Source organism: Kitasatospora xanthocidica (assembly GCF_014656195.1).
Lineage (GTDB): Bacteria > Actinomycetota > Actinomycetes > Streptomycetales > Streptomycetaceae > Kitasatospora > Kitasatospora xanthocidica.
Genome location: NZ_BNBY01000022.1, coordinates 1 through 24,959 on the forward strand (window position 1 = coordinate 1; position 24,959 = coordinate 24,959).

13 protein-coding genes are annotated in these 24,959 nt (G+C 74.1%); 10 read left to right on the forward strand and 3 right to left on the reverse strand.

What is annotated here, in order from left to right; genetic code table 11:
- Positions 1-73: 73 nt before the first annotated feature.
- Complete coding sequence (locus IE332_RS29475; protein WP_189922258.1) at positions 74-916, forward strand: phosphatase PAP2 family protein; 843 nt, start codon at positions 74-76, stop codon at positions 914-916.
- Positions 917-966: 50 nt separating this feature from the next.
- On the opposite strand, the gene IE332_RS29480 is transcribed toward IE332_RS29475, so the two are convergent.
- Positions 967-1,530, reverse strand: coding sequence for a GPR1/FUN34/YaaH family transporter (locus IE332_RS29480; protein WP_189922259.1), 564 nt, complete (start codon positions 1,528-1,530; stop codon positions 967-969).
- Positions 1,531-1,788: 258 nt separating this feature from the next.
- Positions 1,789-4,464 carry a SpoIIE family protein phosphatase gene (locus IE332_RS29485; protein WP_373313877.1) on the reverse strand — a complete coding sequence of 892 codons (2,676 nt, stop codon included), beginning with the start codon at positions 4,462-4,464 and terminating at the stop codon, positions 1,789-1,791.
- 299 nt (positions 4,465-4,763) lie between these two features.
- Between IE332_RS29485 and IE332_RS29490 the strand changes: the two genes are divergently transcribed.
- From IE332_RS29490 to IE332_RS29525, 8 genes are all read left to right on the forward strand, one after another.
- Positions 4,764-9,443, forward strand: coding sequence for a HAMP domain-containing protein (locus tag IE332_RS29490; protein WP_189922263.1), 4,680 nt, complete (start codon positions 4,764-4,766; stop codon positions 9,441-9,443).
- 320 nt (positions 9,444-9,763) lie between these two features.
- Complete coding sequence (locus IE332_RS29495; RefSeq protein WP_189922437.1) at positions 9,764-10,402, forward strand: response regulator; 639 nt, start codon at positions 9,764-9,766, stop codon at positions 10,400-10,402.
- Between the two features lie 148 nt (positions 10,403-10,550).
- The gene (locus IE332_RS29500; protein WP_189922266.1) at positions 10,551-13,232 is read left to right on the forward strand and encodes an FtsK/SpoIIIE family DNA translocase; all 2,682 of its coding nucleotides are present in this window, start codon (positions 10,551-10,553) and stop codon (positions 13,230-13,232) included.
- Positions 13,233-13,588: 356 nt separating this feature from the next.
- On the forward strand, positions 13,589-14,452 hold the full coding sequence (locus IE332_RS29505; RefSeq protein ID WP_189922267.1) for a helix-turn-helix domain-containing protein: 864 nt from the start codon (positions 13,589-13,591) through the stop codon (positions 14,450-14,452).
- Positions 14,453-14,549: 97 nt separating this feature from the next.
- The gene (gene rimO / locus IE332_RS29510) at positions 14,550-16,085 is read left to right on the forward strand and encodes a 30S ribosomal protein S12 methylthiotransferase RimO (RefSeq protein ID WP_189922269.1); all 1,536 of its coding nucleotides are present in this window, start codon (positions 14,550-14,552) and stop codon (positions 16,083-16,085) included.
- Complete coding sequence (gene pgsA, locus IE332_RS29515) at positions 16,082-16,720, forward strand: CDP-diacylglycerol--glycerol-3-phosphate 3-phosphatidyltransferase (RefSeq protein ID WP_189922271.1); 639 nt, start codon at positions 16,082-16,084, stop codon at positions 16,718-16,720. The genes rimO and pgsA overlap by 4 nt, the downstream gene beginning before the upstream one ends.
- Positions 16,721-16,737: 17 nt before the next feature.
- Positions 16,738-17,220, forward strand: a complete 483-nt coding sequence (locus IE332_RS29520) for a CinA family protein (RefSeq protein WP_189922273.1) — start codon at positions 16,738-16,740, stop codon at positions 17,218-17,220.
- Positions 17,221-17,554: 334 nt separating this feature from the next.
- Complete coding sequence (locus IE332_RS29525; RefSeq protein ID WP_049660741.1) at positions 17,555-17,923, forward strand: helix-turn-helix domain-containing protein; 369 nt, start codon at positions 17,555-17,557, stop codon at positions 17,921-17,923.
- Positions 17,924-18,353: 430 nt separating this feature from the next.
- Here the strand turns inward: IE332_RS29525 and IE332_RS29530 are convergent, their stop codons facing one another.
- Positions 18,354-23,102 (reverse strand): ATP-dependent helicase, encoded by a 4,749-nt coding sequence (locus tag IE332_RS29530; RefSeq protein WP_189922276.1) that lies wholly within the window; start codon positions 23,100-23,102, stop codon positions 18,354-18,356.
- 220 nt (positions 23,103-23,322) lie between these two features.
- Here IE332_RS29530 and IE332_RS29535 point away from each other — a divergent pair, with 220 nt between their 5' ends.
- Positions 23,323-24,936: a S8 family serine peptidase gene (locus IE332_RS29535; protein ID WP_189922278.1), complete on the forward strand. Its 1,614-nt coding sequence runs from the start codon at positions 23,323-23,325 to the stop codon at positions 24,934-24,936.
- The last annotated feature ends 23 nt before the right edge of the window (positions 24,937-24,959 follow it).

The window sequence follows — 24,959 nt, forward strand, 5'->3', positions numbered from 1 at the left end:
GACGCCGCCGAACAATCATTCCAAAAAGCCCCATCCGGATCCCGGATGGGGCTTTTTGCGTTACCCTCTGCCAATGCAGAACCTGACCCTCACCTGGCAGTCGGCCGGGGGCGCCGCCGCCGGCCTCTACGCGGGCGCGTACGTCGCGTCGAGGGTTCGGAAGCCGGGGCTGACGGCGTTGCTGCGGGAGGCCGGCACGCTGCTGGCGCTCTTCGCGCTGTGGCAGCTGGTCGGGCACCTGTCGGTGATGAGCGCGGACCACGCGCTGGACCGGGCGGACTGGATCCACCACACCGAGCAGGTGATCGGGTTGCCGGACGAGGCGTCCTGGCAGGCGGCGGTGACGCCGTACCCGGTGCTTGTGCGGCTGGCGAACTACTACTACGCGGTCATGCACTTCGCGGTGATGCTCGGCGTCCTGCTCTGGGTGTTCGTGCGGCACCGCCAGCGGTACGCGTGGGTGCGGAACACGGTGGTGATCACGACCGCGGTCTGTCTGCTGGTGCAGTTCATCCCGGTGGCGCCGCCCCGGATGCTGCCGGGGAGCGGTTTCGTCGACGTGGCCGCGCAGTACGGGCAGTCGGTGTACGGGGGCGCGATGGGCGGCGTCGTGGTGGCGGACCAGCTGTCGGCGATGCCCTCGGTGCACGTGGCCTGGTGCGTGCTGGCCGCGGTCGCGGTGATCCGGGTGTCCCGGAGTTCGCTGCGGTGGGCCGTGGTGCTGCATCCGGTGTTGACGGTCGCGGTGGTCGTGGTGACGGCCAACCACTTCTGGGCGGACGGCATCGTCGCCGTGGCGATCCTCCTGTTCGCCTACGCAGTCCTGGCGCTGGCGGCACGCCGACGGGGCCGGGTCTCCGTCGGGACGGAGACCCGGCCCCGCACCGCCGATGAGCGGTTGGAGCAGGTCGGTTGAGCCTCGGTCGAGCTGGCGGTCGAGCCGTCAGCGACTCAGCCGTCAGCGTCTCACTTGACCGGTAGGGCGAGCTTTCCCCAGGCGCCGTTGCTCAGCGCGGAGGTGGCCCAGTACCAGGCGGCGAGCCCGGAGGCGGCCGCGACCCAGCCGGCGAGCTTGGCCAGGCCGCCGTAGCCGCCGAAGGTGGCGATGGCGGACAGGAGCAGGGAGAGCGTCAGCAGGCCGTAGACGGCGCGGCTGAGCAGGCCCGCGCCCCAACTCGCCGCGGTGAGGGTGAGGGCGAGCAGGGCCCACAGGAGCAGGAACAGTCCGGCGGCGTTCTTGCCCGCTCCGCCGGCGGCGGACCAGGTCGCCCAGAAGGCGCCGAGGGTGGTGAACGCGGTTCCGGTGAAGCCCTCGCCGCCGCGGAGCTGCCAGAGGCCCGCGATGAAGAGGGTGACGCCGCCGAGCAGGTGGGCGAGGTGGGCCGCGTCCCCGACGCCGGCGCCGTGCAGGATGCCGGTGGAGAGCAGGCCGTAGGCGAGCAGTGTCAGGCCGAGGGCGAGGTAGCCGAGGTTACCCGCGTCGGCTCCGGTGGAGCGGGCGTTCGTTGCCCCGGTAGCGTCATTGCTCACCGGAGGCTCCTTTCACTCTGGGCGCGCGCAGGGCGCAGTAACGCTGTGGTGTGGTTCCGATGGGTGGATGCGCGCGACCGCGCCGAGGACGCACGGCTGTGAGCGTGCGTGGGCTGCGGTCGGAAGTGATGGGCCAGCGGAGAGCCCGCTGGTCACGTCCCCGCCGGGTGGATTTCCCGGTGGGATCGGTCTACCCGGCGTCGGGCGCTTGTACCCTTGTGAAGATAACAATTTGTGACTGCGTCAGCTGTGGAACGCTCACGGCTGGCGCTGGTTGGGCACCCGCAGGGTCAGGATCGCCATGTCGTCGGAGGGCGGCTCGGGGGCGAAGCGCTCGACGGCGCGCTGGACGCGGGCCGCGACGGCGCCGGCGGTCAGGCCGGTGCAGCCGGTGAGCACCTCGGCGAGGCCGTCGTCGCCCAGCATCCGGCGGCCCTCCCGGCGTTCGGTGACGCCGTCGGTGACGCAGAGCAGGACCTCGCCCGGGGAGAGCACCAGGTGCTCGGCGGTGAGGTCGAGGTCGTCCATGACGCCGAGCAGCGGCTGCGGGGTGGCGGCGCGGTCGACCCGGCCGTCGGTGCGCAGCCGCAGCGGCAGCGGGTGGCCGGCGCAGACCAGGGAGAGCTCGGTGCTGCCGTCCGGGCGGGGCGTCAACTCGCCGTAGAGCAGGGTGAGGAAGCGGCTGCGCGCACCCTCGTCCAGGATGGCCGCGTTGAGGCGGCGGAGCACCTGCGGGGCGTCGAGGCCCTCGCGGGCGAGCAGGCGCAGCGAGTGCCGGGCCAGGCCGGTGACCGAGGCGGCCTCGGGGCCGGTGCCGCAGACGTCGCCGATGGCGAAGCCGTAGGTGCCCTCGCGGATGGTGAACAGGTCGTAGAAGTCCCCGCCGACCTCGTTGCCCTCGCCGGCGGCCTGGTAGTAGACGTCCACCTCGACGCCGGGGATCTCCGGCAGGTCCGGCGGGAGCAGGCTGCGCTGCAGGGCCTGGCTGGTGGCGGTGCGCTCGGAGTAGAGGCGGGAGTTGTCCAGGGCGAGGGCGGCGCGGCGGGAGAGGTCCTCGGCGAGTTCGAGGATCTCCTGGCGGAAGCGGACGCCGGACGGGACGCCCAGCGCCAGCAGGCCGATGACCCGGTTGCGGGCGGTCAGCGCGATGACGACGGTCTCGCCCAGCAGACCGGCGAGTTCGGGGCTGTCGGTGAGGCCGCCGGCCTCGGCGGTCTCGGCCGGTGCCCGCCAGAAGCGGACGCCGTGGGTCGGGCCGGCCTCCGGGACGGGGGTCTTGTCGAGCAGGTCGCGCAGCGGGTCGATGCGGTCCTCGTCCTCGTGCAGGACGAAGGCGAGCCGGGCCGGGGAGGTGTGGTCGGCCGTGGTGTAGAGCGCGCACCAGGAGGCGAGGGTGGGGACGGCCATCTGGGCCATCAGGGCGAGGGTCTGCTCGTGTTCGAGGGTGCCGGCCAGCAGGTCGGAGGCCTCGACGAGGAAGGAGAGCGAGCCCCGGCGCAGCCGTTCGAGCTCGGTCAGCCGGGTGCTCTCGACCGCGAGGGCGACCCGGTCGGCGGCGAACTGCAGGCGCAGCGCGTCCTCGTTGTCGTAGCGGCCGGGGGCGGTGGCGGCGATGCCGAGCGAGCCGATCAGGCGGCCCTCGACCTTGAGCGGCACGGTCAGCAGGGAGCGCATGCCGCTGTCGGAGAGCAGGGGCAGGCCGGTGGGGCGGGCGGAGAGGTCCTCGTGGACGGAGGGCAGCCGGGCGGAGTGGTAGCGGCTGCCGGTCTCGACCGGGAAGCGGGTGTGCCGGCGGTGCCCGGAGGTGAGGCCGGTGGCGGCGCGGACCTCGAACTCGGTCTCGTCCTCGGTGGTGAGCAGCAGGTACGCGGCGTCGCCGTCGAGCAGGTCGCGGGCGCGTTCGACGGTGCGCTGCAGCAGGGTGTCGAGGTCGTCGGTGGCGACCGGGCCGGCCAGCAGGTCGAGCCGGGGGCCGGCCTGGTCGGGGCGCTCGCCGGGCAGGGCGCGGGCGGGGGAGCGCAGCACGGCGCGGTCGGGTTCGAGGACGAGCAGGCAGAGCGTGGAGGGGACGCCCTCGGTGTCGCGGACCCGGACCTGGACGCCGTACACCTCGACCTCCTGGCCGTCCTGGCGGCGGATCCCGTAGCCGCCCTCCCAGCGGGCCATCCGCAGGGTGTCGGCGAGGCCGGGGCCGCGGCCGGGGGACTGCGGCCAGACGGCCAGGTCGGCCCAGGGGCGGCCGAGGACGGTGGCGGCGGGGTACCGGAAGAGGGCTTCGGCGTCCGGGTTCCAGGCCAGGACGCGGCCGTCCTCGTCGAGTTGGACGACGGCGACGTGCACCGGGCCGGGGCCGCTCGGCAGGTCGCTGCCCGGGGTGGCGGGAACGGCGTAGCGGGTGCCGACCACCTGTGCGGGCAGCAGGAGGCGGAACCAGACGGTCTTGCGGCCGGCCCCGTACTCGACGCCCCACCGTTCGGCGAGGGCGGAGCACATCAGCAGTCCGCGGCCGCCCTCGCCGTCGGGGTCGGCGTAGCGGTCGGAGGCGGTGACGGGTCCGTCGCCGAGGGAGGGCAGGCCGCGTTCCGGGTGGTGGTCGGTGACCTCGATCCGGACGGTCTCCTCCTCGCGCAGGCAGCAGACCTCGGCGGCGGTGCCGGCGTGCACGACGGCGTTGGTGACCAGCTCGCTGACCAGGACGACCGCGTCGTCGACGACCTCGGGCAGGCCCCAGCCGAGCAGCGCGTCCCGGACGAAGCCCCGGGCGGCGGCCGCGGACCGGCCGTCGGGGTCGAACGTGGCGGCTGCGCGTGCGGTGACCACGTTGCCACTTCTCCTCTGCTGCTCTGGCCCTGGCTGTCCGGGGTGCGGCGACTTCCCCGTACGCGCCGCCGGGGGGTGAGCGGCGGCGCTGGGTCGGGTCGTGGCCCGGTGCAGCGCTCCACCCTACTTTCCGCTTGGTTCCCCGTGGGGGCGGGGCGCCGAAACAGGCACCTGAGGGTGATTCTGCCCACCTGTTTCGGACGGTGCGGTACCAACCGTGCGCAACCGGCCGTGCACCGGGCGCAGGTGCTGCCAGACTGGGGGGTCCGCGATGACCGGTACGAGCAGTACGGTCGTGTGGGTGCCGGCGCGCCGAAGGCCGCCGGTACGCAGCCCAGCCGGGCCGGTGCCCGGGCGCGTGCCGGGCCCGGCACGGGCGGCCACCGGACGGTTCACGATGTGGGAGGGGCCCGTTGAGTTCGGCCACCAAGGACGCAACCGGTACGACGCCGCCCGCTCAGCGCGGCGGCCGCTCCGGGACCGCGCCGCGGAACGCGGCCGGCCGGCGAGCGAGCCACAACCGTGGCGCGGAGCCCGCCGACCTGCGCAAGCTGCTGTCCGCGCTGACCGCGATGCGGGACGGGAACTTCCGCCGCCGGCTGACCGTGCCGGGTGACGGACCGCTGGCGGAGATCGCCGCGGTGTTCAACGAGGTCGCCGAGCGCAACCAGCACCTGACCGGCGAACTGGCGCGGGTGCGGCGCGCGGTGGGCCGCGAGGGCCGGCTGAACGAGCGGCTGGAGACCGGCGCGGGCGAGGGCGCCTGGATGGCGGCGGTCGACAACTGCAACGCGCTGATCGACGACCTGGCCCGGCCGATGGCCGACGTGGGCCGGGTGCTGACCTCGATCGCCGAGGGCGACCTGGACCAGAAGATGGAGCTGCGCTCGCTGCACGGCAACGGGGTGAGCCACCCGCTGCGCGGCGAGTACCTGAGGATCGGGCGGACCGTCAACGGGCTGGTGGACCAGCTCTCGGAGTTCACCGACGAGGTGACCCGGGTGGCCCGCGAGGTCGGCACCGAGGGCAAGCTCGGCGGCCAGGCCAAGGTCCGCAGCGTGTCGGGCAGTTGGAAGGACCTGGCGGACTCGGTCAACACCATGGCCGGGCGGCTGACCGCGCAGGTGCGCAACATCGCCCAGGTGACCACCGCGGTGGCCAAGGGCGACCTGTCCCGCAAGGTCACCGTCGAGGTGGCCGGCGAGATGCTGGAGCTGAAGAACACCGTCAACACGATGGTGGACCAGCTGAACGGCTTCGCCGCGCAGGTCACCACGGTGGCCAGGGACGTGGGGACGGAGGGCCGGCTGGGCGGCCAGGCGCAGGTGCCGGGCGTGGCCGGGGTGTGGCGGGACCTCACCGACTCGGTGAACTTCATGGCCGACAACCTGACCGGCCAGGTCCGCAACATCGCCCAGGTGACCACGGCGGTGGCGCGCGGGGACCTCTCGCAGAAGATCGAGGTGGACGCGCGCGGCGAGATGCTGGAGCTGAAGAACACCATCAACACGATGGTCGACCAGCTCTCCGGCTTCGCCGAGCAGGTGACCAGGGTGGCCCGTCAGGTGGGCACCGAGGGCCGGCTGGGCGGCCAGGCGCAGGTGCCCTGGGCGGCCGGGGTGTGGCGGGACCTGACCGACAACGTCAACTTCATGGCGAACAACCTCACCGATCAGGTGCGCAACATCGCCCAGGTGACGACCGCGGTGGCCAAGGGCGACCTGTCGCAGAAGATCCAGGTGGACGCGCGCGGGGAGATCCTGGAGCTGAAGAACACCATCAACACGATGGTGGACCAGCTGGGCGCCTTCGCGGACGAGGTCACCAGGGTGGCCCGGGACGTCGGCACCGAGGGCATCCTCGGCGGCCAGGCCAGCGTGCCCGGGGTGGCCGGCATCTGGAAGGACCTGACCAACTCCGTCAACCTGATGGCCAACAACCTGACCAGTCAGGTCCGCAGCATCGCCGAGGTGACCACGGCGGTGGCGCGCGGCGACGTGTCGAAGAAGATCACCGTCGACGCCCGGGGCGAGATCCTGGAGCTGGTGACGACCGTCAACACCATGGTCGACCAGCTGTCGGCCTTCGCCGACGAGGTGACCCGGGTGGCCCGCGAGGTGGGCACCGAGGGGATCCTGGGCGGCCAGGCGCGGGTGCGCGGGGTGTCGGGCATCTGGAAGGACCTGACCGACAACGTCAACTTCATGGCGTCCAACCTGACCGGCCAGGTGCGCAACATCGCCGAGGTGGCCGGCGCGGTGGCCCGCGGCGACCTCTCCAAGAAGATCTCCATCGACGCGCAGGGCGAGGTGGCGGCGCTCGCCGGGACCCTCAACACCATGGTCGACCAGCTCTCCTCCTTCGCGGTGGAGGTGACCCGGGTGGCCCGCGAGGTGGGCACCGACGGCACCCTGGGCGGCCAGGCGAGCGTGCCGGGCGTGGCCGGCATCTGGAAGGACCTGACCGACAACGTCAACCTGATGGCCAACAACCTCACCGGCCAGGTGCGGAACATCGCGCTGGTGATCACCGCGGTGGCCCGCGGCGACCTCTCGCAGAAGATCGACGTCGACGCGAGCGGCGAGATCCTCCAGCTCAAGACCAGCATCAACACCATGGTCGACCAGCTCTCCGCGTTCGCCGACGAGGTCACCCGGGTCGCCCGCGAGGTGGGCACCGACGGACGCCTCGGCGGCCAGGCCCGGGTGCCCGGGGTGGACGGCACCTGGCAGGACCTGACCGAGTCGGTGAACGAACTGGCCAACAACCTGACCCGGCAGGTGCGCGCGATCGCCCAGGTCGCCACCGCGGTGACCAGGGGCGACCTGAGCCTGCGGATCGACGTGGACGCCGCCGGCGAGCTCGACGAGCTCAAGGACAACATCAACCAGATGATCGCCAACCTGCGCGAGACCACCCGCACCAACCAGGAGCAGGACTGGCTCAAGACCAACCTGGCCCGGATCTCCGGCCTGCTCCAGGGCCGCCGGGACCTGGAGGCGGTCGCGTCGCTGATCATGACCGAGCTGACCCCGGTGGTCTCCGCCCAGCACGGCGCCTTCTTCCTCGCCCAGCCGGCCGGCCGCACCGCCGAGCTGATCACCGAGGACGACGACGAGAACGACACCGTGCTGCGGCTGATCGGCAGCTACGGCTACCAGCGGCGGGCGATGCCGACCACCTTCCGCCCCGGCGAGTCGCTGATCGGCCAGGCCGCGGTGGAGAAGCGGGCGATCATCCTCAAGGAGGCGCCGCCCGGGTACCTCAAGATCGCCTCCGGTCTCGGCGAGGCCTCCCCGGCCCACATCGTGGTGCTGCCGGTGCTGTTCGAGGGCCGGCTGCTCGGGGTGATCGAGCTGGCCACCTTCAGCTCCTTCACCACCGTCGCGCTGGACTTCCTGAACCAGATCGCCGACCTGATCGGCGTCACCGTCAACACCATCAGCGTCAACACCAAGACCGAGGGCCTGCTGCTGGAGTCCCAGCGGCTCACCGCGGAACTCTCCATGCGGTCGGCGGAGTTGGAGGCGCGCCAGGAGGAACTGGAGCGCACCAACGAGGAGTTGCAGGAGAAGGCCGAGCAACTCGCCCAGCAGAACCGCGACATCGAGATCAAGAACAGCGAGATCGAAGAGGCCCGGCAGGTCCTGGAGGAGCGCGCCGAACAGCTCGCCCTGGCCTCCCGGTACAAGAGCGAGTTCCTCGCCAACATGTCGCACGAGCTGCGCACCCCGCTCAACTCGCTGCTGATCCTGGCCAAGCTGCTCTCCGACAACAACGAGGGCAACCTCTCGCCGAAGCAGGTCGAGTTCGCCGACACCATCCACGGCGCCGGCTCCGACCTGCTCCAGCTGATCAACGACATCCTCGACCTCTCCAAGGTCGAGGCCGGGAAGATGGACGTCCGCCCGGCCCGGATCGCCCTGGTCCAGCTGGTCGACTACGTGGAGGCCACCTTCCAGCCGGTCGCGCTGGACAAGAACCTGGACTTCGCCGTCCGGGTCTCGCCCGCCCTGCCGGTCACCCTGCACACCGACGAGCAGCGGCTCCAGCAGGTGCTGCGCAACCTGATCTCCAACGCGGTGAAGTTCACCGACGCCGGGGCCGTGGACTTCTCGATCCGCCCGGCCGGCCAGGAGGTCCCGCAGCACGTGCGGGAGCGGCTGCTGGAGTCCGGCTCGATCCAGGGCCCGGACGACGGGCTGATCGCCTTCTCGGTCTCCGACACCGGCATCGGCATCCCCGACAACAAGCTGCGGGAGATCTTCGAGGCGTTCAAGCAGGCCGACGGCACCACCAGCCGCAAGTACGGCGGCACCGGCCTCGGCCTGTCGATCAGCCGGGAGATCGCCCGGCTGCTCGGCGGCGAGATCCACGCCGAGAGCGAGCTGGGCAAGGGCTCCACGTTCACGCTCTACCTGCCGCTGCGCACCGAGGCCCCGGACCCCGCCGGGGAGCCGCGCCCGGGCGAGCGCCTGGCCGGGTCGAACGCCCAGGCGCCGCGCGCCTCGGTCGGCGTGACCCCGGTGGGCCTCCCGGTGCCGGTCGGGGAGAACCCGGCCGACCACTGGGCCCAGGAGGTCCGCGAGCTGGCGGAGGAGCGCCGCCGCGGCGCCGTGGAGCGCCGGCGCAGCGCGGCACTGGAGAGCGCCGCCGGGCCGCGGCCGGTGGAGCCGGTGCGGCCCCGGCCGGTCAACGGCGACCGGCGCTTCGACGGCCAGCAGGTGCTGATCGTGGACGACGACGTCCGCAACGTGTTCGCGCTCACCAGCGTGCTGGAGCAGCACGGCCTGACCGTCCTGTACGCCGAGAACGGCCGCGAGGGCATCGAGATGCTGGAGCAGCACGAGAACGTGGCGCTGGTCCTGATGGACATCATGATGCCGGAGATGGACGGCTACGCGACCACCGAGGCGATCCGCCGGATGCCCCAGTTCGCCGGTCTGCCGATCATCGCGCTGACCGCCAAGGCGATGAAGGGCGACCGGGAGAAGTCGCTGGAGGCGGGCGCGACCGACCACATCACCAAGCCGGTGGAGACCGACCACCTGTTGTCGGTGATGCACGAGTGGCTGAGCGGGGACCGCGCGTGAACGGGCGTACCGGGGCGGGCGCGTGGCGGCCCGGGGAGGCGTGAACCCCGGGCCGGCCCCCGCGGTTCACGCCTGCCGGTCGGTCGGTTTGCTGGCGGTCGGCCCCGGGAACCCGGTAGGGTCACCGATCGTTGCGAACAGTGACCGGATGACGACGCCCTGCTGAGCGTGCGCCGGAGCACTGGCCGCGCGCCGCTCCGGATCGGGTCCCGACGGGGCGATGTGCCGGGCGAGGGGGTGCGGCTAGCATGACCGGGGTAGCGGTGGGCGGTACGCGGGTGCCTGCACCGGCGAGCAGGCAGGCGACAGGAGGGCGGGCCCTGATGCAGAAGGCGAAGATCCTCCTGGTCGACGACCGACCGGAGAACCTGCTGGCGCTGGAGGCGATCCTCTCCGCGCTGGACCAGACGCTGGTGCGCGCCGCCTCCGGCGAGGAGGCGCTCAAGGCGCTGCTCACCGACGACTTCGCGGTGATCCTGCTGGACGTCCAGATGCCCGGGATGGACGGCTTCGAGACGGCCGCCCACATCAAGCGCCGCGAGCGCACCCGGGACATCCCGATCATCTTCCTGACCGCGCTCAACCACGGCCCGCACCACACCTTCCGCGGCTACGCGGCCGGGGCCGTGGACTACATCTCCAAGCCCTTCGACCCGTGGGTGCTGCGCGCCAAGGTCTCCGTCTTCGTCGACCTGTACGTCAAGAACTGCCAGCTGAAGGAGCAGGCCGCGCTGCTGCGGCTGCAGCTGGAGTCGGGCGGCGGCGAGTCGGCCCTCGGCGGGGCGCTGCTGGGCGAGCTGTCCGCGCGGCTGGCGGCGGTCGAGGAGCAGGCGGAGGCGCTCGGCAAGCAGCTGGACGGGGTCGAGGACGCCGGGGTGGCGGCGACCGCCGCGCACCTGGAGCGCAAGCTCGTGGGGCTGCGCCGGGCGTTGGACGCGATGCGCCCCGGAAGCTCCTGATCCGCTGCCCCGCGTTCACCCGTACGGGTGGTCCGGGTGCGGCGGCCGGGTGAATCCCGGTCAGCGTGACGGTGTGTCTGCGACACGTCCGGGCGGCCCGGCTCCGGCGCATGTGCACCCGTGGTCCACACCGGTAGGCTGCTGACCCATGGCCACTCGCACGCCCGGGAACGCAGCACGTAAGACGAGTCCGGGACCGTCCAAGAAGGCCGCGGCGAAAGCCCCGGGCAAGCCGCCCGCGAAGAAGGCGGCGGCGAAGAAGGCGGCTCCCGCGAAGAGGACGGCGGCCAAGTCGGCCGCGCCGTCCGCACCGCCGTCCAGGTCGGTGCTGATGGGTGCCCTCAACGCGATCGCCAGCCCGGTCGCCGCGATCTTCCGGGGCTTCGGCGACGGGGCCAAGAACCTCGACCCGGCCCACCGCAAGGACGGCGTGGGCCTGCTGCTGTTCGCGCTCGCGCTGGTGACCGCCGCCGGCACCTGGTTCAGTCCGCAGGGCTGGCTGGGCGAGGCGGCCACCGCCGTGGTGTCCGGGCTGTTCGGCCGGCTCGACGTGCTGGTGCCGTTCCTGCTGGCCGCGATCGCGATCCGGCTCTGGCGCCACCCGGAGCTGCCGGAGGCCAACGGGCGGATCGTGATCGGGCTGAGCGCGCTGCTGGTCGGCGTCCTCGGCCTGGTCCACATCGGCTGCGGCGCACCCATGATGGGCAGCGGCGCCTCCCGGATAAGGTCGGCCGGCGGCATCATCGGCTGGGCCGCGTCCACCCCGATGATGGCCGCCGCCGGGCCGGCGCTCGCCGTGCCGCTGCTCCTGCTGCTGGCCTTCTTCGGCCTGCTGGTGGTCACCGCCACCCCGGTCAACCGCATCGGCGAGCGGATCCGGGGCATCGGGATACGGCTCGGCGTGGTCGAGCCCGGGCCGGAGGACGAGCTGCGCCGGGGGCGCACGCCGGAGCGCGAGCTGTCCACCGAACCGCCGGAGGACGCCGACCCCGACGCGCTGCCGTTCACCGTGGACACCGGTGGTGACGGCCCGACGGACGAGGTGGCCGCCCGCCGGCGCCGCCGCCGGCGCGGGACGGGCGACGCGGAGGACCCGGCGGAGGCCGTCCGGGTCTCCCTGGACAAGGAGCCGCTGGACCCGTACGCCACCCGCGACCTGGCCGCCGGCGCGGCCGCCGACCTGGACGGCGCGCTGGTCTACGGCGTGCCCGCCTCCTCCGCCGTGGCGGACATGATGCACCAGGTCCAGGACTACACCGCCGTGCCCGAGGAGCCCGCCGTCCCGGCCGCCCGCAGCGGCGGCCCCGGCGCCCCCGAGGAGCACGGCCCGGCGCCGGTGCGGATGGAGCAGCTCCAGCTCGGCGAGGGCGTCACCTACGCGCTGCCCCCGCTCGACCTGCTGGAGCGCGGCGGCCCGGCCAAGGCCCGCAGCGCGCTCAACGACGAGGTGGTCGCCCAGCTCACCAGCACCTTCTCCGAGTTCAAGGTGGACGCCCGGGTCACCGGCTTCACCCGGGGGCCGACGGTCACCCGCTACGAGGTCGAGCTCGGCCCGGCCGTCAAGGTGGAGCGGATCACCGCGCTCGCCAAGAACATCGCGTACGCCGTGGCCAGCCCGGACGTGCGGATCATCAGCCCGATCCCGGGCAAGTCCGCGGTCGGCATCGAGATCCCCAACCGGGACCGCGAGATGGTCAACCTCGGCGACCTGCTGCGCTCGCGCACGGCCGCCGAGGACACCCACCCGATGGTCGTCGGCATGGGCAAGGACGTCGAGGGCCACAGCGTGATGGCCAACCTCGCCAAGATGCCGCACATCCTGGTGGCCGGCGCGACCGGCGCGGGCAAGTCGTCCTGCATCAACTGCCTGATCACCTCGATCCTCGCCCGGGCCACCCCGGACGAGGTGCGGATGGTGCTGGTCGACCCCAAGCGGGTCGAGCTGACCGCCTACGAGGGCATCCCGCACCTGATCACGCCGATCATCACCAACCCCAAGAAGGCCGCCGAGGCCCTCCAGTGGGTGGTGCGCGAGATGGACATGCGCTACGACGACCTCGCGGCGTACGGCTTCCGGCACGTGGACGACTTCAACGCGGCGGTGCGGGCCGGCACCGTCACCCCGCCGCTCGGCAGCGAGCGGGAGCTGCGGCCGTACCCGTACCTGCTGGTGATCGTCGACGAGCTGGCCGACCTGATGATGGTCGCGCCGCGCGACGTCGAGGACTCGGTGGTCCGGATCACCCAGCTGGCCCGCGCGGCCGGCATCCACCTGGTGCTCGCCACCCAGCGGCCCTCGGTGGACGTGGTCACCGGTCTGATCAAGGCCAACGTGCCGTCCCGGCTGGCCTTCGCGACCTCCGCGATGGCCGACTCCCGGGTCATCCTGGACCAGCCCGGCGCGGAGAAGCTGATCGGCAAGGGCGACGCGCTCTTCCTGCCGATGGGGGCCAGCAAGCCGATCCGGATGCAGGGCGCGTTCGTCACCGAGGCGGAGATCGCCAAGGTGGTGCAGCACTGCAAGGACCAGCTGACCGCCGTCTACCGGGACGACGTCACGGTCGGCGGCGGGCCGAAGAAGGAGATCGACGAGGAGATCGGCGACGACCTGGACCTGCTGATCCAGGCGGCCGAGCTGGTCGTCTCCACCCAGTTCGGCTCGACCTCGATGCTCCAGCGCAAGCTCCGGGTCGGCTTCGCCAAGGCGGGCCGGCTGATGGACCTGATGGAGTCGCGGGGGATCGTCGGCCCCAGCGAGGGCTCCAAGGCCCGCGACGTCCTGGTCAAGCCGGACGAGCTGGACGGGGTGCTGGTGACCCTGCGGGGCTGAGGGCGGGCCCGCGGGGCCGAGGGTGAGCCTGCGGAGCCGGGGCGGCCCGGCGGGCCCGGTGGACCGGTCGTCCGGCGCCCCCGCGGGCCGGACGAACCCGTGTCCCGGACGAGGTGTCACTCGTTCGGAGGAGGGTAGGCGCGGAGTGGGGAACCGAACGTCCGCGCACCGCGTCACAGGCCGGAAAGCGAAGATCGGGTCCCCAGCGTGCGGCTCCGCTGACGACCGTTCAGTCGGGTGCCGGACCCCGGTCGGACCGGGTGTGCGCATTCGGGCCCGTTCCGCTTGAGAAACGATCCGCCCACGCCCCTAGACTGTTCCCCAGCAGGTGGCCATCCGCTCGAAAGGCGTGCCCCGTGACCATCGGCAAGTCCACCGACCGCGAGAACACCCCGTCGTCCGTCGAGCCGACCGACGACGCGGTGCAGGCGGCCGATGCCCCGAGCATCGGCCGGGTGCTGTCCGCCGCCCGGATCGACGCGGGACTCACGGTGGACCAGGTGAGTACCGCCACCCGCGTCCGGGTGCCGATCGTCCATGCCGTCGAGGAGGACGACTTCGGCCGCTGCGGAGGCGACTTCTACGCCCGCGGGCACATCCGGCTCATCGCCCGCGCCGTCGGCGTCGACGGCGCGGAGCTGGTCGCCCGCTACGACGCCGCGCACGGCGGCTCGCCGGCCGCCAAGCGTCCGGCGAGCGCCCTGATCGACAACGGCCCGATCAAGGTGCCCAGCCGCGGCCGGCCGAACTGGGCGGCCGCCATGGTCGCCGCGATCGTCGCGGTGGTCGCCCTGATCGGCTTCAACCTGGTCAGCGGCAAGGGCGGGCACGGCACCACCGGCTCCGCCAGCGCGCCGCTGCCCAGCGGCTCCGGCACCGGCTCGGTGGCCCCCGCCGCCTCGCCCGCCGTCCAGCCGCCGGCGCCCGCCCCGAGCGCCGCCGCGATCGCCGCCGTCCCGGCCGACAAGGTCACCGTGAAGCTGGTCGCCGAGGGCACCAGCTGGGTCTCGGCGATGAACAGCAACGGCAAGTCGCTGTTCCAGAACAACATCAGCGACGGCCAGGACCAGACCTTCACCGACCCCAAGCAGATCAAGCTGGTGCTGGGCAACGGCGGGGCCGTGCACGCGTACGTCAACGGCAAGGACCTCGGCCTCCTCGGCAAGGACGGGCAGGTGGTGCACGTCACGTACACCCCCGGGGACCCGCAGGCTGGCTGACCACAGGGGCCGCACAGGCCCGGTGATGATCAGCTGATCCGAGGCGCGCGGCCTCCGGGGCGAACGGCACCGGAGGCCGCGCGTTAATCTTGGGCCTATGCCTGAACGCCGTACTGTCGCCCTTGTCACGCTCGGATGCGCCCGCAACGAGGTGGACTCCGAGGAACTCGCCGGGCGACTGGAGGCGGACGGCTGGTCGCTCGTCGACGACGCCGCCGAAGCGGACGTCGCCGTCGTCAACACCTGCGGCTTCGTCGAGGCCGCCAAGAAGGACTCCGTGGACGCCCTGCTGGAGGCCAACGACCTCAAGGGGCACGGCCGCACCCAGGCCGTCGTCGCGGTCGGCTGCATGGCCGAGCGGTACGGCAAGGAGCTCGCCGACGCGCTGCCCGAGGCCGACGGCGTGCTCGGCTTCGACGACTACGCCGACATCTCCGACCGCCTCCAGACCATCCTCTCCGGCGGCCACCACGCGCCGCACATCCCGCGCGACCGCCGCAAGCTGCTGCCGATCAGCCCCGCCGAGCGGCAGTCCGCCGCCGAGGCGGTCGCCCTGCCCGGCCACGGCGCCGAGGCCGCCGCCGAGCCGATCGCGGACCTGCCCGAGGGCCTCGCCCCGGCCTCCGGCCCGCGCACCCTGCGCAAGCGCCTGGACGACAACCCGGTCGCCTCGGTCAAGCTCGCCTCCGGCTGCGACCGCCGCTGCTCCTTCTGCGCCATCCCGGCCTTCCGCGGCTCCTTCATCTCCCGCCGCCCCTCCGACGTGCTGCACGAGGCCCAGTGGCTGGCCGGGCAGGGCGTCCGCGAGGTCGTCCTGGTCAGCGAGAACAACACCTCGTACGGCAAGGACCTCGGCGACATCCGGCTGCTGGAGACGCTGCTCGGCGAGATCTCCTCGATCGAGGGCGTCGAGCGGGTGCGGGTCTCCTACCTGCAGCCGGCCGAGATGCGCCCGGGCCTGATCGACGCGATGACCGGGACCGCCGACGTGGTGCCCTACTTCGACCTGTCCTTCCAGCACTCGGCGCCCGCCGTGCTGCGCCGGATGCGCCGCTTCGGCTCCACCGACCAGTTCCTGCAGCTGCTCGGGACCATCCGGGACAAGGCCCCGCAGGCCGGGGCCCGGTCCAACTTCATCGTCGGCTTCCCCGGTGAGACCGAGGAGGACTTCGCCGAGCTGGAGCGCTTCGTCACCCACGCCGGGCTGGACGCGATCGGCGTCTTCGGCTACTCCGACGAGGACGGCACCGAGGCCGCGACCTACGACGGCAAGCTGCCCGAGGACGTGGTCGCCGAGCGCGTCGACCGGCTGAGCCGGCTGGCCGAGGAGATGACCGCCCAGCGGGCCGAGCAGCGGATCGGCACCGAGATCGAGGTGCTGATCGAGTCGATCGAGGACGGCGTGGTCGAGGGCCGGGCCGCCCACCAGGCGCCGGAGACCGACGGCCTGACCACCCTGGAGGGCGTCGAGGCCCCCGAGGTCGGGCAGTTCTGGCGGGCCAAGGTGGTGGCCAGCGAGGGCGTCGACCTGATCGCCGAGGCGCTGGAGCAGGTGCGACTGCCCCGGACCGCGCAGACCGGGACCGCGCAGACCGGCGCCCCGGAGGCCGAGGCCTCGGGAGTCGGGGAATGACCCAGGGGCCCGGCGCCCCGGCCGCGGCCCACCCGGGCAGACCGGCGGCCGCGGCGGCGCCGACCCCGGGGATCTGGAACATCGCCAACGTGCTCACGATGGTCCGGGTGCTGCTGGTGCCCGTCTTCGTGGTGCTGCTGTTCGCCGACGGCGGACACGACCCCAAGTGGCGCTCGGTCGCCTGGGCCTCGTTCGCCGTCGCGATGATCACCGACCTGTTCGACGGGGAGCTGGCCCGCCGCAAGGGCCTGGTCACCGACTTCGGGAAGATCGCCGACCCGATCGCGGACAAGGCGATCATGGGCTCGGCGCTGATCGGCCTCTCGGTGCTCGGCGACCTGCCCTGGTGGGTCACCGTGGTGATCCTGGCCCGCGAACTGGGCATCACCCTGATGCGGTTCTGGGTGATCCGCTACGGGGTCATCCCGGCCAGCCGCGGCGGCAAGCTCAAGACGCTGACCCAGGGCACCGCGGTCGGCATGTACGTCCTGGCCCTGACCGGCTGGCTGGCCACCGGGCGGGCCGTGCTGATGGGGCTGGCGGTGCTGCTGACCGTCGGCACCGCGCTGGACTACGTCGGGCAGGCGCTGCGCCTGCGCCGGGAGGGACGGGCCGCGGAGCGCGCGGGCCGCTGAGCGACGGGGGAGAGCGGATGGCGGAGCACGACTACCTGCTGGCCGAGCGGGCGCACGCCGCGTTGCGGGCCGGCGGCGGCACGCTGGCCGTCGCCGAGTCGCTGACCGGCGGTCTGCTGGCGGCCGCGCTGGTGGACGTCCCCGGGGCCTCCGCGACCTTCCGGGGCTCGGTCACCGCGTACGCGACCGAGCTGAAGGCCTCCGTGCTCGGGGTGGACGAGGGCCTGCTGGACGTGTACGGGCCGGTGCACCCGGTGGTGGCCCGGCAGATGGCCGAGGGCGTGCGCGGGCTGCTGGGGGCGACGTACGGGCTCGCGACGACCGGGGTGGCCGGTCCGGACCCGCAGGACGGGCAGCCGGTGGGCACCGTACACCTGGCCGTCGCCGGCCCGGGGGGAACTCTGGTCAGTTCACCCCTGCTGTCGGGCGGGCGTGCCAGAATCCGTCAGGGGGCGGTGACCGCCGCGCTGGAGCTGCTCGTCGGCCGGCTCGCGGGCTGAACGGGCGGGCCCCGACGGGGCGGGCTCAGCCGGGCCTCCACCGGAACGGGATCCGGTGGTCTGGCGCCCGGGTATGACACAGCTGGAGGATCGTGTTACATCCAACAGCCTGGTTGGGCAGAAACCAGGTGGCGAACGAGTTGCGTGACGGTGGCCGGGTCGCCCGCGCCGGGTACCACGAGGGGCCCGCAAACCCGGGAACGACACCGGAACGAGGAGGGGGACAGCCTTGCAGCCCACAGTGAACACGACCAGGGTCCCCGCACGCGAAGCGGGCAAGGCGGTACGGTGGGGTCGTGACATCTCGATCCGCAGTCCGAGGAGGGAGGCACCGATGATCCTGCTCCGTCGCCTACTGGGCGATGTACTGCGTCGGCAGCGCCAGCGCCAGGGCCGCACACTCCGCGAGGTGTCGGCGGCCGCCAGGGTTTCGCTCGGATACCTCTCCGAGGTCGAGCGGGGACAGAAGGAGGCCTCCTCGGAGCTGCTCTCCGCCATCTGCGACGCACTCGACGTCCGGATGTCCGAGGTCATGCGCGAGGTCAGCGACGAACTGTCGCTCGCCGAACTTGCGGCGATGGCCACCCTCTCCGAAGGTGATCTGCTGAGGCCGGTACTCGAACCGGTTCCGCTGCCCGCCCCCGGCACCGACCGGGCGAACATGTCGCCCAAGGCCGCCGCGATGGACGTGGTCGCCGCCTGATCCCGGCCTCGCCGAGCGCGGGCAGCACTGCCCGGGGCGAGCGAAGGGATGGCGGTCGTGCGGAGAGACGCGATGATGCGCCCGGTGGCCCGAATACGGGCTCGGGCGCGACTGTTGCCCCGGGAGCGGCGTCCGGTGCGGTGGATCCTGGCAGCCGTGGCGGCCGGGCTCGCCTGGTGGCTCCTGGTCGTCCGGGGACAACTGGCCGACGGTGCGGCCCTCGGGCTGCTCGCGGCCGGAGGGTGGGGACTCGGTCTCATCCCGGTCCACGCCGACCGGAACGCGACCGGACCGGCCCCGCGCCGCCGAGCGGAGACGGTACGACCGGTGGAGGCACAGCCGCCGCCGATCGGGTGATTCGACGTGGCCGGAGGCCGCGGGGTCCACGACCCCGCGGCCTCCGGTGCGTTCCGGCGCGGGCCCGAGGGCGCTACGGGCGCAGCCGCAGGCCGCGCGGGGTGGCGTGGAAGCCGGCCTCCTCCAGGGCGCGGCCGAGGTCCGAGCCGAGGGCGGGCCCGCCGTTGGCCCGTTCCACCGTGACGCTGCCCAGCGCGCCCTCCCGCACCGCGCGGGCCAGCGCCGCGGCCGCGAGCGCCCGGGTGGCGCCGTCCTCCGGCCAGGCCAGCAGGGACTTGCCGCCGCGCTCCACGTACAGCACCAGTTCGCCGTCCACCAGGACCACCAGCGCGCCCGCCTTGCGGCCCGGGCGGTGGGCGGTGGACTCCTTGCCGTCGGGGGCGGCGGGCGGCTCCGGCCAGGGCAGGGCGGCGCCGTAGGCGTTCGCCGGGTCGGCGGCGGCCAGCACCAGCGTCTGCGGCGGCTCGCCGGCCGGGGCGGCCGGCCACTCGGCGGCCCCGGCCCGCTCCAGCCGGCCGTTGACCGAGCGCAGCCGGTCCGGCGCGCCCTCCATGGCGAACTGGGCGCCGCCCAGGCCCTCGACGAAGTAGCCCCGGCGGGCCCGGCCGCGCTCCTCCATCGCGGCCAGCACCCGGTAGACCCCGGCGAAGCCGCCGGGCACCCGCTCGGCCGCCACCGTGCCCCGGGTGAGCAGGCCGTGCCGGTCCAGCAGGCTCTGCGCCCGGGCGGTGGCCCGCACCGTCGGGTCGGCGGAGAAGGCGGGCAGCAGCGACCAGCGGCCGGCCACCGTCGGCGGGCCGCTGCGCAGGGCGCCGCCGGCCCGGCCGAAGGCGCGGCCGGCCCCGCCGTAGCGGCCGCGCGGGGTGGCCCGGGGCGCGCGGTGCGCGGTGGCGCCCGCCGTCCGGCCGGAGCCCAGCAGGGCGCGCAGCGGGGCGAGGGTGTCATTGGTGACGTAGCCGGCCCAGACCAGGTCCCAGAGGGCCTCGACGACCTCGGGCTCCGGGGTCTCCTCCGGGAGCCGCTGGACCAGTTGGCGGAAGAACAGGCCGTAGCCGCCGGCCAGGGCGGACATCAGGGCGCTGTGCAGCGGGGTGAGCGCGGGCGGGACGGGCTCGGGGCGCAGCAGGTGGGCGTTCTCGGCGAGGTGCAGGCTGAGCCAGCCGTCCTTGCCCGGCAGGGCGCCGGCCCCGCACCAGCCGATCTCGCCGGCCGCCGTCAACTCGTCCAGCAGACCGGGGGAGTAGTCGGCGAGCCGGGCCGGGAGGATCAGCTTCTCCAGGGCGGAGGCGGGCAGTGCGGTGCCCTGGAGCTGCTCGACCACCCGCAGCAGGCCGTCCGGGCCGCGCAGCCGGTGGCCGGCCAGGTGCTGCCACTGGGGGAGGAAGGCGGCCAGGGCGCGCGGCGGGACGGGCTCGACCTCCTGGCGCAGGGCGGCCAGCGAGCGGCGGCGCAGCCGGCGCAGCACCTCGGCGTCGCACCACTCGTGGGCGGTGTGCTGCTCGGCGGGCCGGTACTGGCCCTGGACCAGGCGGCCGGCGGCGGTGAGGCGCTGCAGGGTGCCGGTGACGACGGCGGTGCCGAGGCCGAAGCGGTCGGCGGCCTCGGCGGCGGTGAACGGGCCGTGGGTGCGGGCGTGGCGGGCGATCAGATCGCCCAACGGGTCCTTGACCGGCTCGGTGAAGGCCTCGGGGACGCCGACCGGCAGCGGGGTGCCGAGCGCGTCCCGCAGCCGTCCGGCGTCCTCGATCGCGGCCCAGCGCCGCTCGCCGCCGATCCGGACCTGGATCACCCGGCGGGCGGCCTCCAGCTCCAGGGCCCAGAGCGGCTCGGCGCCGCGGACGGTCAGTTCGGCCTCGCTGAGCGGGCCGAGCAGCCGCAGGGCGTCGGCGACCCCCTCGGCGTCCCTGATCCGGCGCTCGGGGGTGAGGCGCTGGAGCTCGGCCTCCAGTTCGGCGAGCACCCGGGGGTCGAGCAGCTCGCTCAGCTCGGCCTGGCCGAGGAGTTCGGACAGCAGCCGGGAGTCCAGCGAGAGGGCGGCGGCGCGGCGCTCGGCCAGCGGGGAGTCGCCCTCGTAGAGGAACTGGGCGACGTAGCCGAAGAGGAGTGAGCGGGCGAAGGGGGAGGGCTCGTGGGTGGTGACCTCGACCAGGCGGACGGCGCGGGACTCGAGGTCCCCCATCAGCTCGACCAGGCCGGGGACGTCGAAGACGTCCTGCAGGCACTCCCGGACGGCCTCCAGGACGATCGGGAACGAGCCGTACTCGGAGGCGACTTCGAGGAGTTGGGCGGCGCGCTGGCGCTGCTGCCAGAGCGGGGTGCGGCGGCCGGGGTTGCGGCGGGGGAGCAGCAGGGCGCGGCCCGCGCACTCGCGGAAGCGGGAGGCGAACAGGGCGGAGCCGCCGACCTGGTCGGTGACCAGCTGCTCGATCTCGGCGGGGTCGAACAGGGCGGCGTCGGCGCCGACCGGGGCGTCGTCAGGGGCGTTGTCCGCGGCCGGGCCCGCGGGGTCGGAAGGGCTGCCGAAATCGAAGTCGGGGGCCAGCAGGTCGGCGTCCGGCAGGCGGAGCACGATGCCGTCGTCGGCGTGCATGACCTGGGGGTCCAGCCCGTGCTTCTCGCGCAGCCGGGCGCCCAGGGCGAGGGCCCAGGGGGCGTGCACCTGGGCGCCGAAGGGGGAGTGGATGACGATCCGCCAGTCGCCGAGCTCGTCCCGGAAGCGCTCGACCACGATGGTGCGGTCGTCCGGGAGGTGGCCGCAGGCGGCGCGCTGCTCGGCGAGGTAGTCGAGCAGGTTGGCGGCGGCCCAGTCGTCCAGGCCGGCCCGCTTGAGGCGCTCGGTGGCGGCCGCGGGCTCCAGGGCGCCCAGCTCGCGGGTGAACGCGCCGAGGGCGCGGCCGAGTTCGAGCGGACGGCCGAGGGTGTCGCCCTTCCAGAACGGCAGCCGGCCGGGCACACCGGGGGCGGGGGTGACCAGCACCTTGTCGTGGGTGATGTCCTCGATCCGCCAGGAGGTGGTGCCCAGGGTGAAGACGTCGCCCACCCGGGACTCGTAGACCATCTCCTCGTCGAGCTCCCCGACCCTGCCGCCGCCCTTCCCGCTCTTTCCGCCGGTCTTCGCGTCGGACGCGTCCGAGCCGGCGATGAAGACGCCGAACAGGCCGCGGTCGGGGATGGTGCCGCCGGAGGTGACGGCCAGCCGCTGGGCGCCGGGGCGGCCGGCCACGGTGCCGGCCACCCGGTCCCACACCACCCGGGGGCGCAGCTCGGCGAAGGCGTCCGAGGGGTAGCGGCCGGCCAGCATGTCGAGCACGGCGTCGAAGGCGGACTGCGGGAGGGCCGCGAAGGGCGCGGCCCGGCGGACCACGGCGAGCAGCTCGTCCACCGGCCAGGCGTCCAGGGCCGTCATCGCGACCAGCTGCTGGGCCAGGACGTCCAGCGGGTTGCTCGGGACGCGCAGCGCCTCGATCAGGCCGTCCCGCATCCGCTCGGTGACCACCGCGGACTGCACCAGGTCACCCCGGTACTTGGGGAAGAAGACACCGGTGGAGACGGCGCCGACCTGGTGGCCGGCCCGGCCGACCCGCTGGAGGCCGGAGGCGACCGAGGGCGGGGACTCGACCTGGACGACCAGGTCGACGGCGCCCATGTCGATGCCCAGCTCCAGGCTGGAGGTGGCGACCACGGCGGGCAGCCGGCCGGCCTTCAGCTCCTCCTCGACCAGGGAGCGCTGTTCCTTGGAGACGGAGCCGTGGTGGGCCCGGGCGATGACGGCGGGGGCGCCCTTGGCCGCCCCCGAGCCGCCCATCAGTTGGGCCGGGGCGTGCGCCTCGGGGACGGCGGTGCCGGTGGCGCGCTCGTGGGCGATCTCGTTCAGCCGGTTGCACAGGCGCTCGGCCAGGCGGCGGGAGTTGGCGAAGACGATGGTCGAGCGGTGTGCCTCGACCAGGTCGACGATCCGCTCCTCGACGTGCGGCCAGATCGAGGCCTGCCGCTTCGGGTCGTCGGCGGCGGCGCCGCCGGTGGCCGGGGCGGCGGGCAGGTCGTCCAGGTCGGGGACGGGGACGACCACCGAGAGGTCGAAGGCCTTGTCGGCAGGGGGCTGGACGACGACGGCGCCGCGCCGCGGGCTGAGGAAACGGGCCACTTCCTCGACCGGGCGGACCGTGGCGGACAGGCCGATCCGGCGGGCCGGGCGGTCCAGCAGCTCGTCCAGCCGCTCCAGGGTGAGGGCGAGGTGGGCGCCGCGCTTGGTGCCGGCGACCGCGTGCACCTCGTCCAGGATCACCGTGTCCACGCCGCGCAGGGCCTCCCGGGAGGCGGAGGTGAGCAGCAGGAACAGGGACTCGGGGGTGGTGATCAGGATGTCCGGCGGGTGGGTCGCGAAGCGGCGGCGGTCGGCGGCCGGGGTGTCGCCGGAGCGGATGGCGACCTGGACCTCCGGCTCGGGCAGGCCGAGCCGGACGGCGGCCTGGCGCAGGCCGGCCAGCGGGGCGCGCAGGTTCCGCTCGACGTCCACCGCGAGGGCCTTGAGCGGTGAGACGTAGAGGACCCGGCAGCGGCGCTTCGGCTCGGCCGGTGGCGGGGTGCTGCTGAGCCGGTCCAGGGCGGAGAGGAAGGCGGCGAGCGTCTTGCCGGAGCCGGTGGGGGCGACCACCAGGACGTCGGTGTCCCGGCCGATGGCGCGCCAGGCCTCGGCCTGGGCGGCGGTGGGGGCGGAGAAGGCGCCGGTGAACCAGGCCCGGGTGGCCGGGGCGAAGCCGGCCAGGGGGTCTTGGGCGGACGAGGGGTCGTCGGCGGACGGGGTCGGGTGCTGGGGCGCCATGCCCCCATGGTGCCGGGTGGGACTGACAACCGGGGGGTCGTGGGGGTGGGGGTGAGGGCGGTCGTGGGGCGGTGGTGAGGGTGGGGCGGGCGCGGTCGTGCGGGTGGGGGTGAGGGTGGGGTGTATGTCGAGAAGCGGAAGCGACAATCCGCTCATATGGTGATGATTCGGAAACATGATCCATCCGAGACCCACCGGACCGACGAGCGGAGGCCGTGCGATGGCGCAGGCGAACCCGTCGGGCAGGCCCGGACGGCCCCGCCGGGTCCGTGGGCCCGTCCGGGCGCTGCTCGCGATGCTGCTCACGGCGCTCGTGGTGGGCGGGGCCGTCCCGTACGTCTCCGGGCCCGGGCGGGCCTACCTCAGCTACCTGGTGCTGGCCGGACGGGAGGACGCCGCCGGCGCCGAACTGGCGGGCGCGGAGAGCCGGGCGGCCGGCGGGCGGGTGGTGCAGGAGTACCCGCAGATCGGGGCCGTCCTCGCGTACGCGACCGGGGGGTTCGCTGACCGGGTGCGCGCCCGGCCGGGGATCGCCGCCGTCGGGGCGACCCGGACCGCGCCGGTGGTGGCACCGCCCCGGGCGGTGGACGGGGCGGGGGACTTCACGGCCGGCGTGGCCGGTGGGGCCGGTGGGGCCGGTGGGGCCGGTGGCGGGCGGGGGGTTTTCGGGGCGGACCGTGCTGGGACCGACAGTGCCAGGGCGGGCGACGCCCGCGTCACCGGTCGTGCCGGTGGTGGCCGGGCGGACAGCGGCGCCGGCACCACCACCGTCCCGGACCCGGCCGAGGGGGGCGCCTGGAACCTCGCCCTGATCGGCGTGGGCACCCGGACCGGGGCCGGCGACGCCTCCCCGGTCGCGGGCGGCGTACCGGACCCCGGCACGCTGCACCGGGTGCTGGTCGCGGTGCTGGACTCCGGCGTGGACGACACCCACCCGGACCTGCGCGCCGCCGTCGACCCGAAGGCCTCCGCCTCCTGCGCCGACGGCCGCCCCGACGCCCGCACCGGCGCCTGGCGGCCCGACCCCGGGGTGGGCGAGAGCGGCCACGGCACCCACGTCGCCGGGATCGTCGGCGCCGCCCGGGACGGCCGCGGCGTCACCGGGGTCGCGCCCGGCGTGCGGATCGCCGCCGTCCGGCTGCTCGGGCCGCTCGGGCAGTACTACGCCGAGAACATCGTCTGCGGACTGCTCTGGGCCGCCGACCACGGCGCCAAGGCGGTCAACAACAGCTACTTCGCCGACCCGTGGAAGTACAACTGCCCCGAGGACCGGGACCAGGCCGCGCTGACCGCCGCCGTCGACCGGGCCGTCCGGTACGCCCGGGGCAAGGGCGCGGTGGTGGTCGCCTCGGCCGGCAACGACGCGCAGGACCTCGGCGCCGCCCGGACCGACGAGCGCAGCCCCAACGACCGGGTCTCCGGCCCGGCGCAGACCCGCTTCCTGGGCACCGAATGCGTCCGGCTGCCCGGCGAACTGCCCGGCGTCCTCACCGTCACCGCCGTCAACCGGGACGGCCACCCGTCCGGCTACTCCAACTACGGCCGCGGCCGGGTCTCGCTGGCCGCCCCCGGCGGGGACCCGGACGGCGGGTCGCAGAACGCGGTCGTCTCCGACTGGCCCGGCGGGCAGTACGCGGCGCTGGCCGGCACCTCGATGGCGGCCGCGCACGTGACCGGCGCGGTGGCGGTGGCGGCGGCGCTGCACCCCGACTACGGGTCCGACGCGCTGGCGGCGCTGCTCGCGAGCACGGCGGCGGCGGGGTGCCAGGGTGGGCCGTACGGCTGTGGGGACCGTGCTTATTTTGGGGCGGGGGCGGTGGTGGTGTCGCGGTGAGGGGCCGCTGCGCGGGGCTTGGG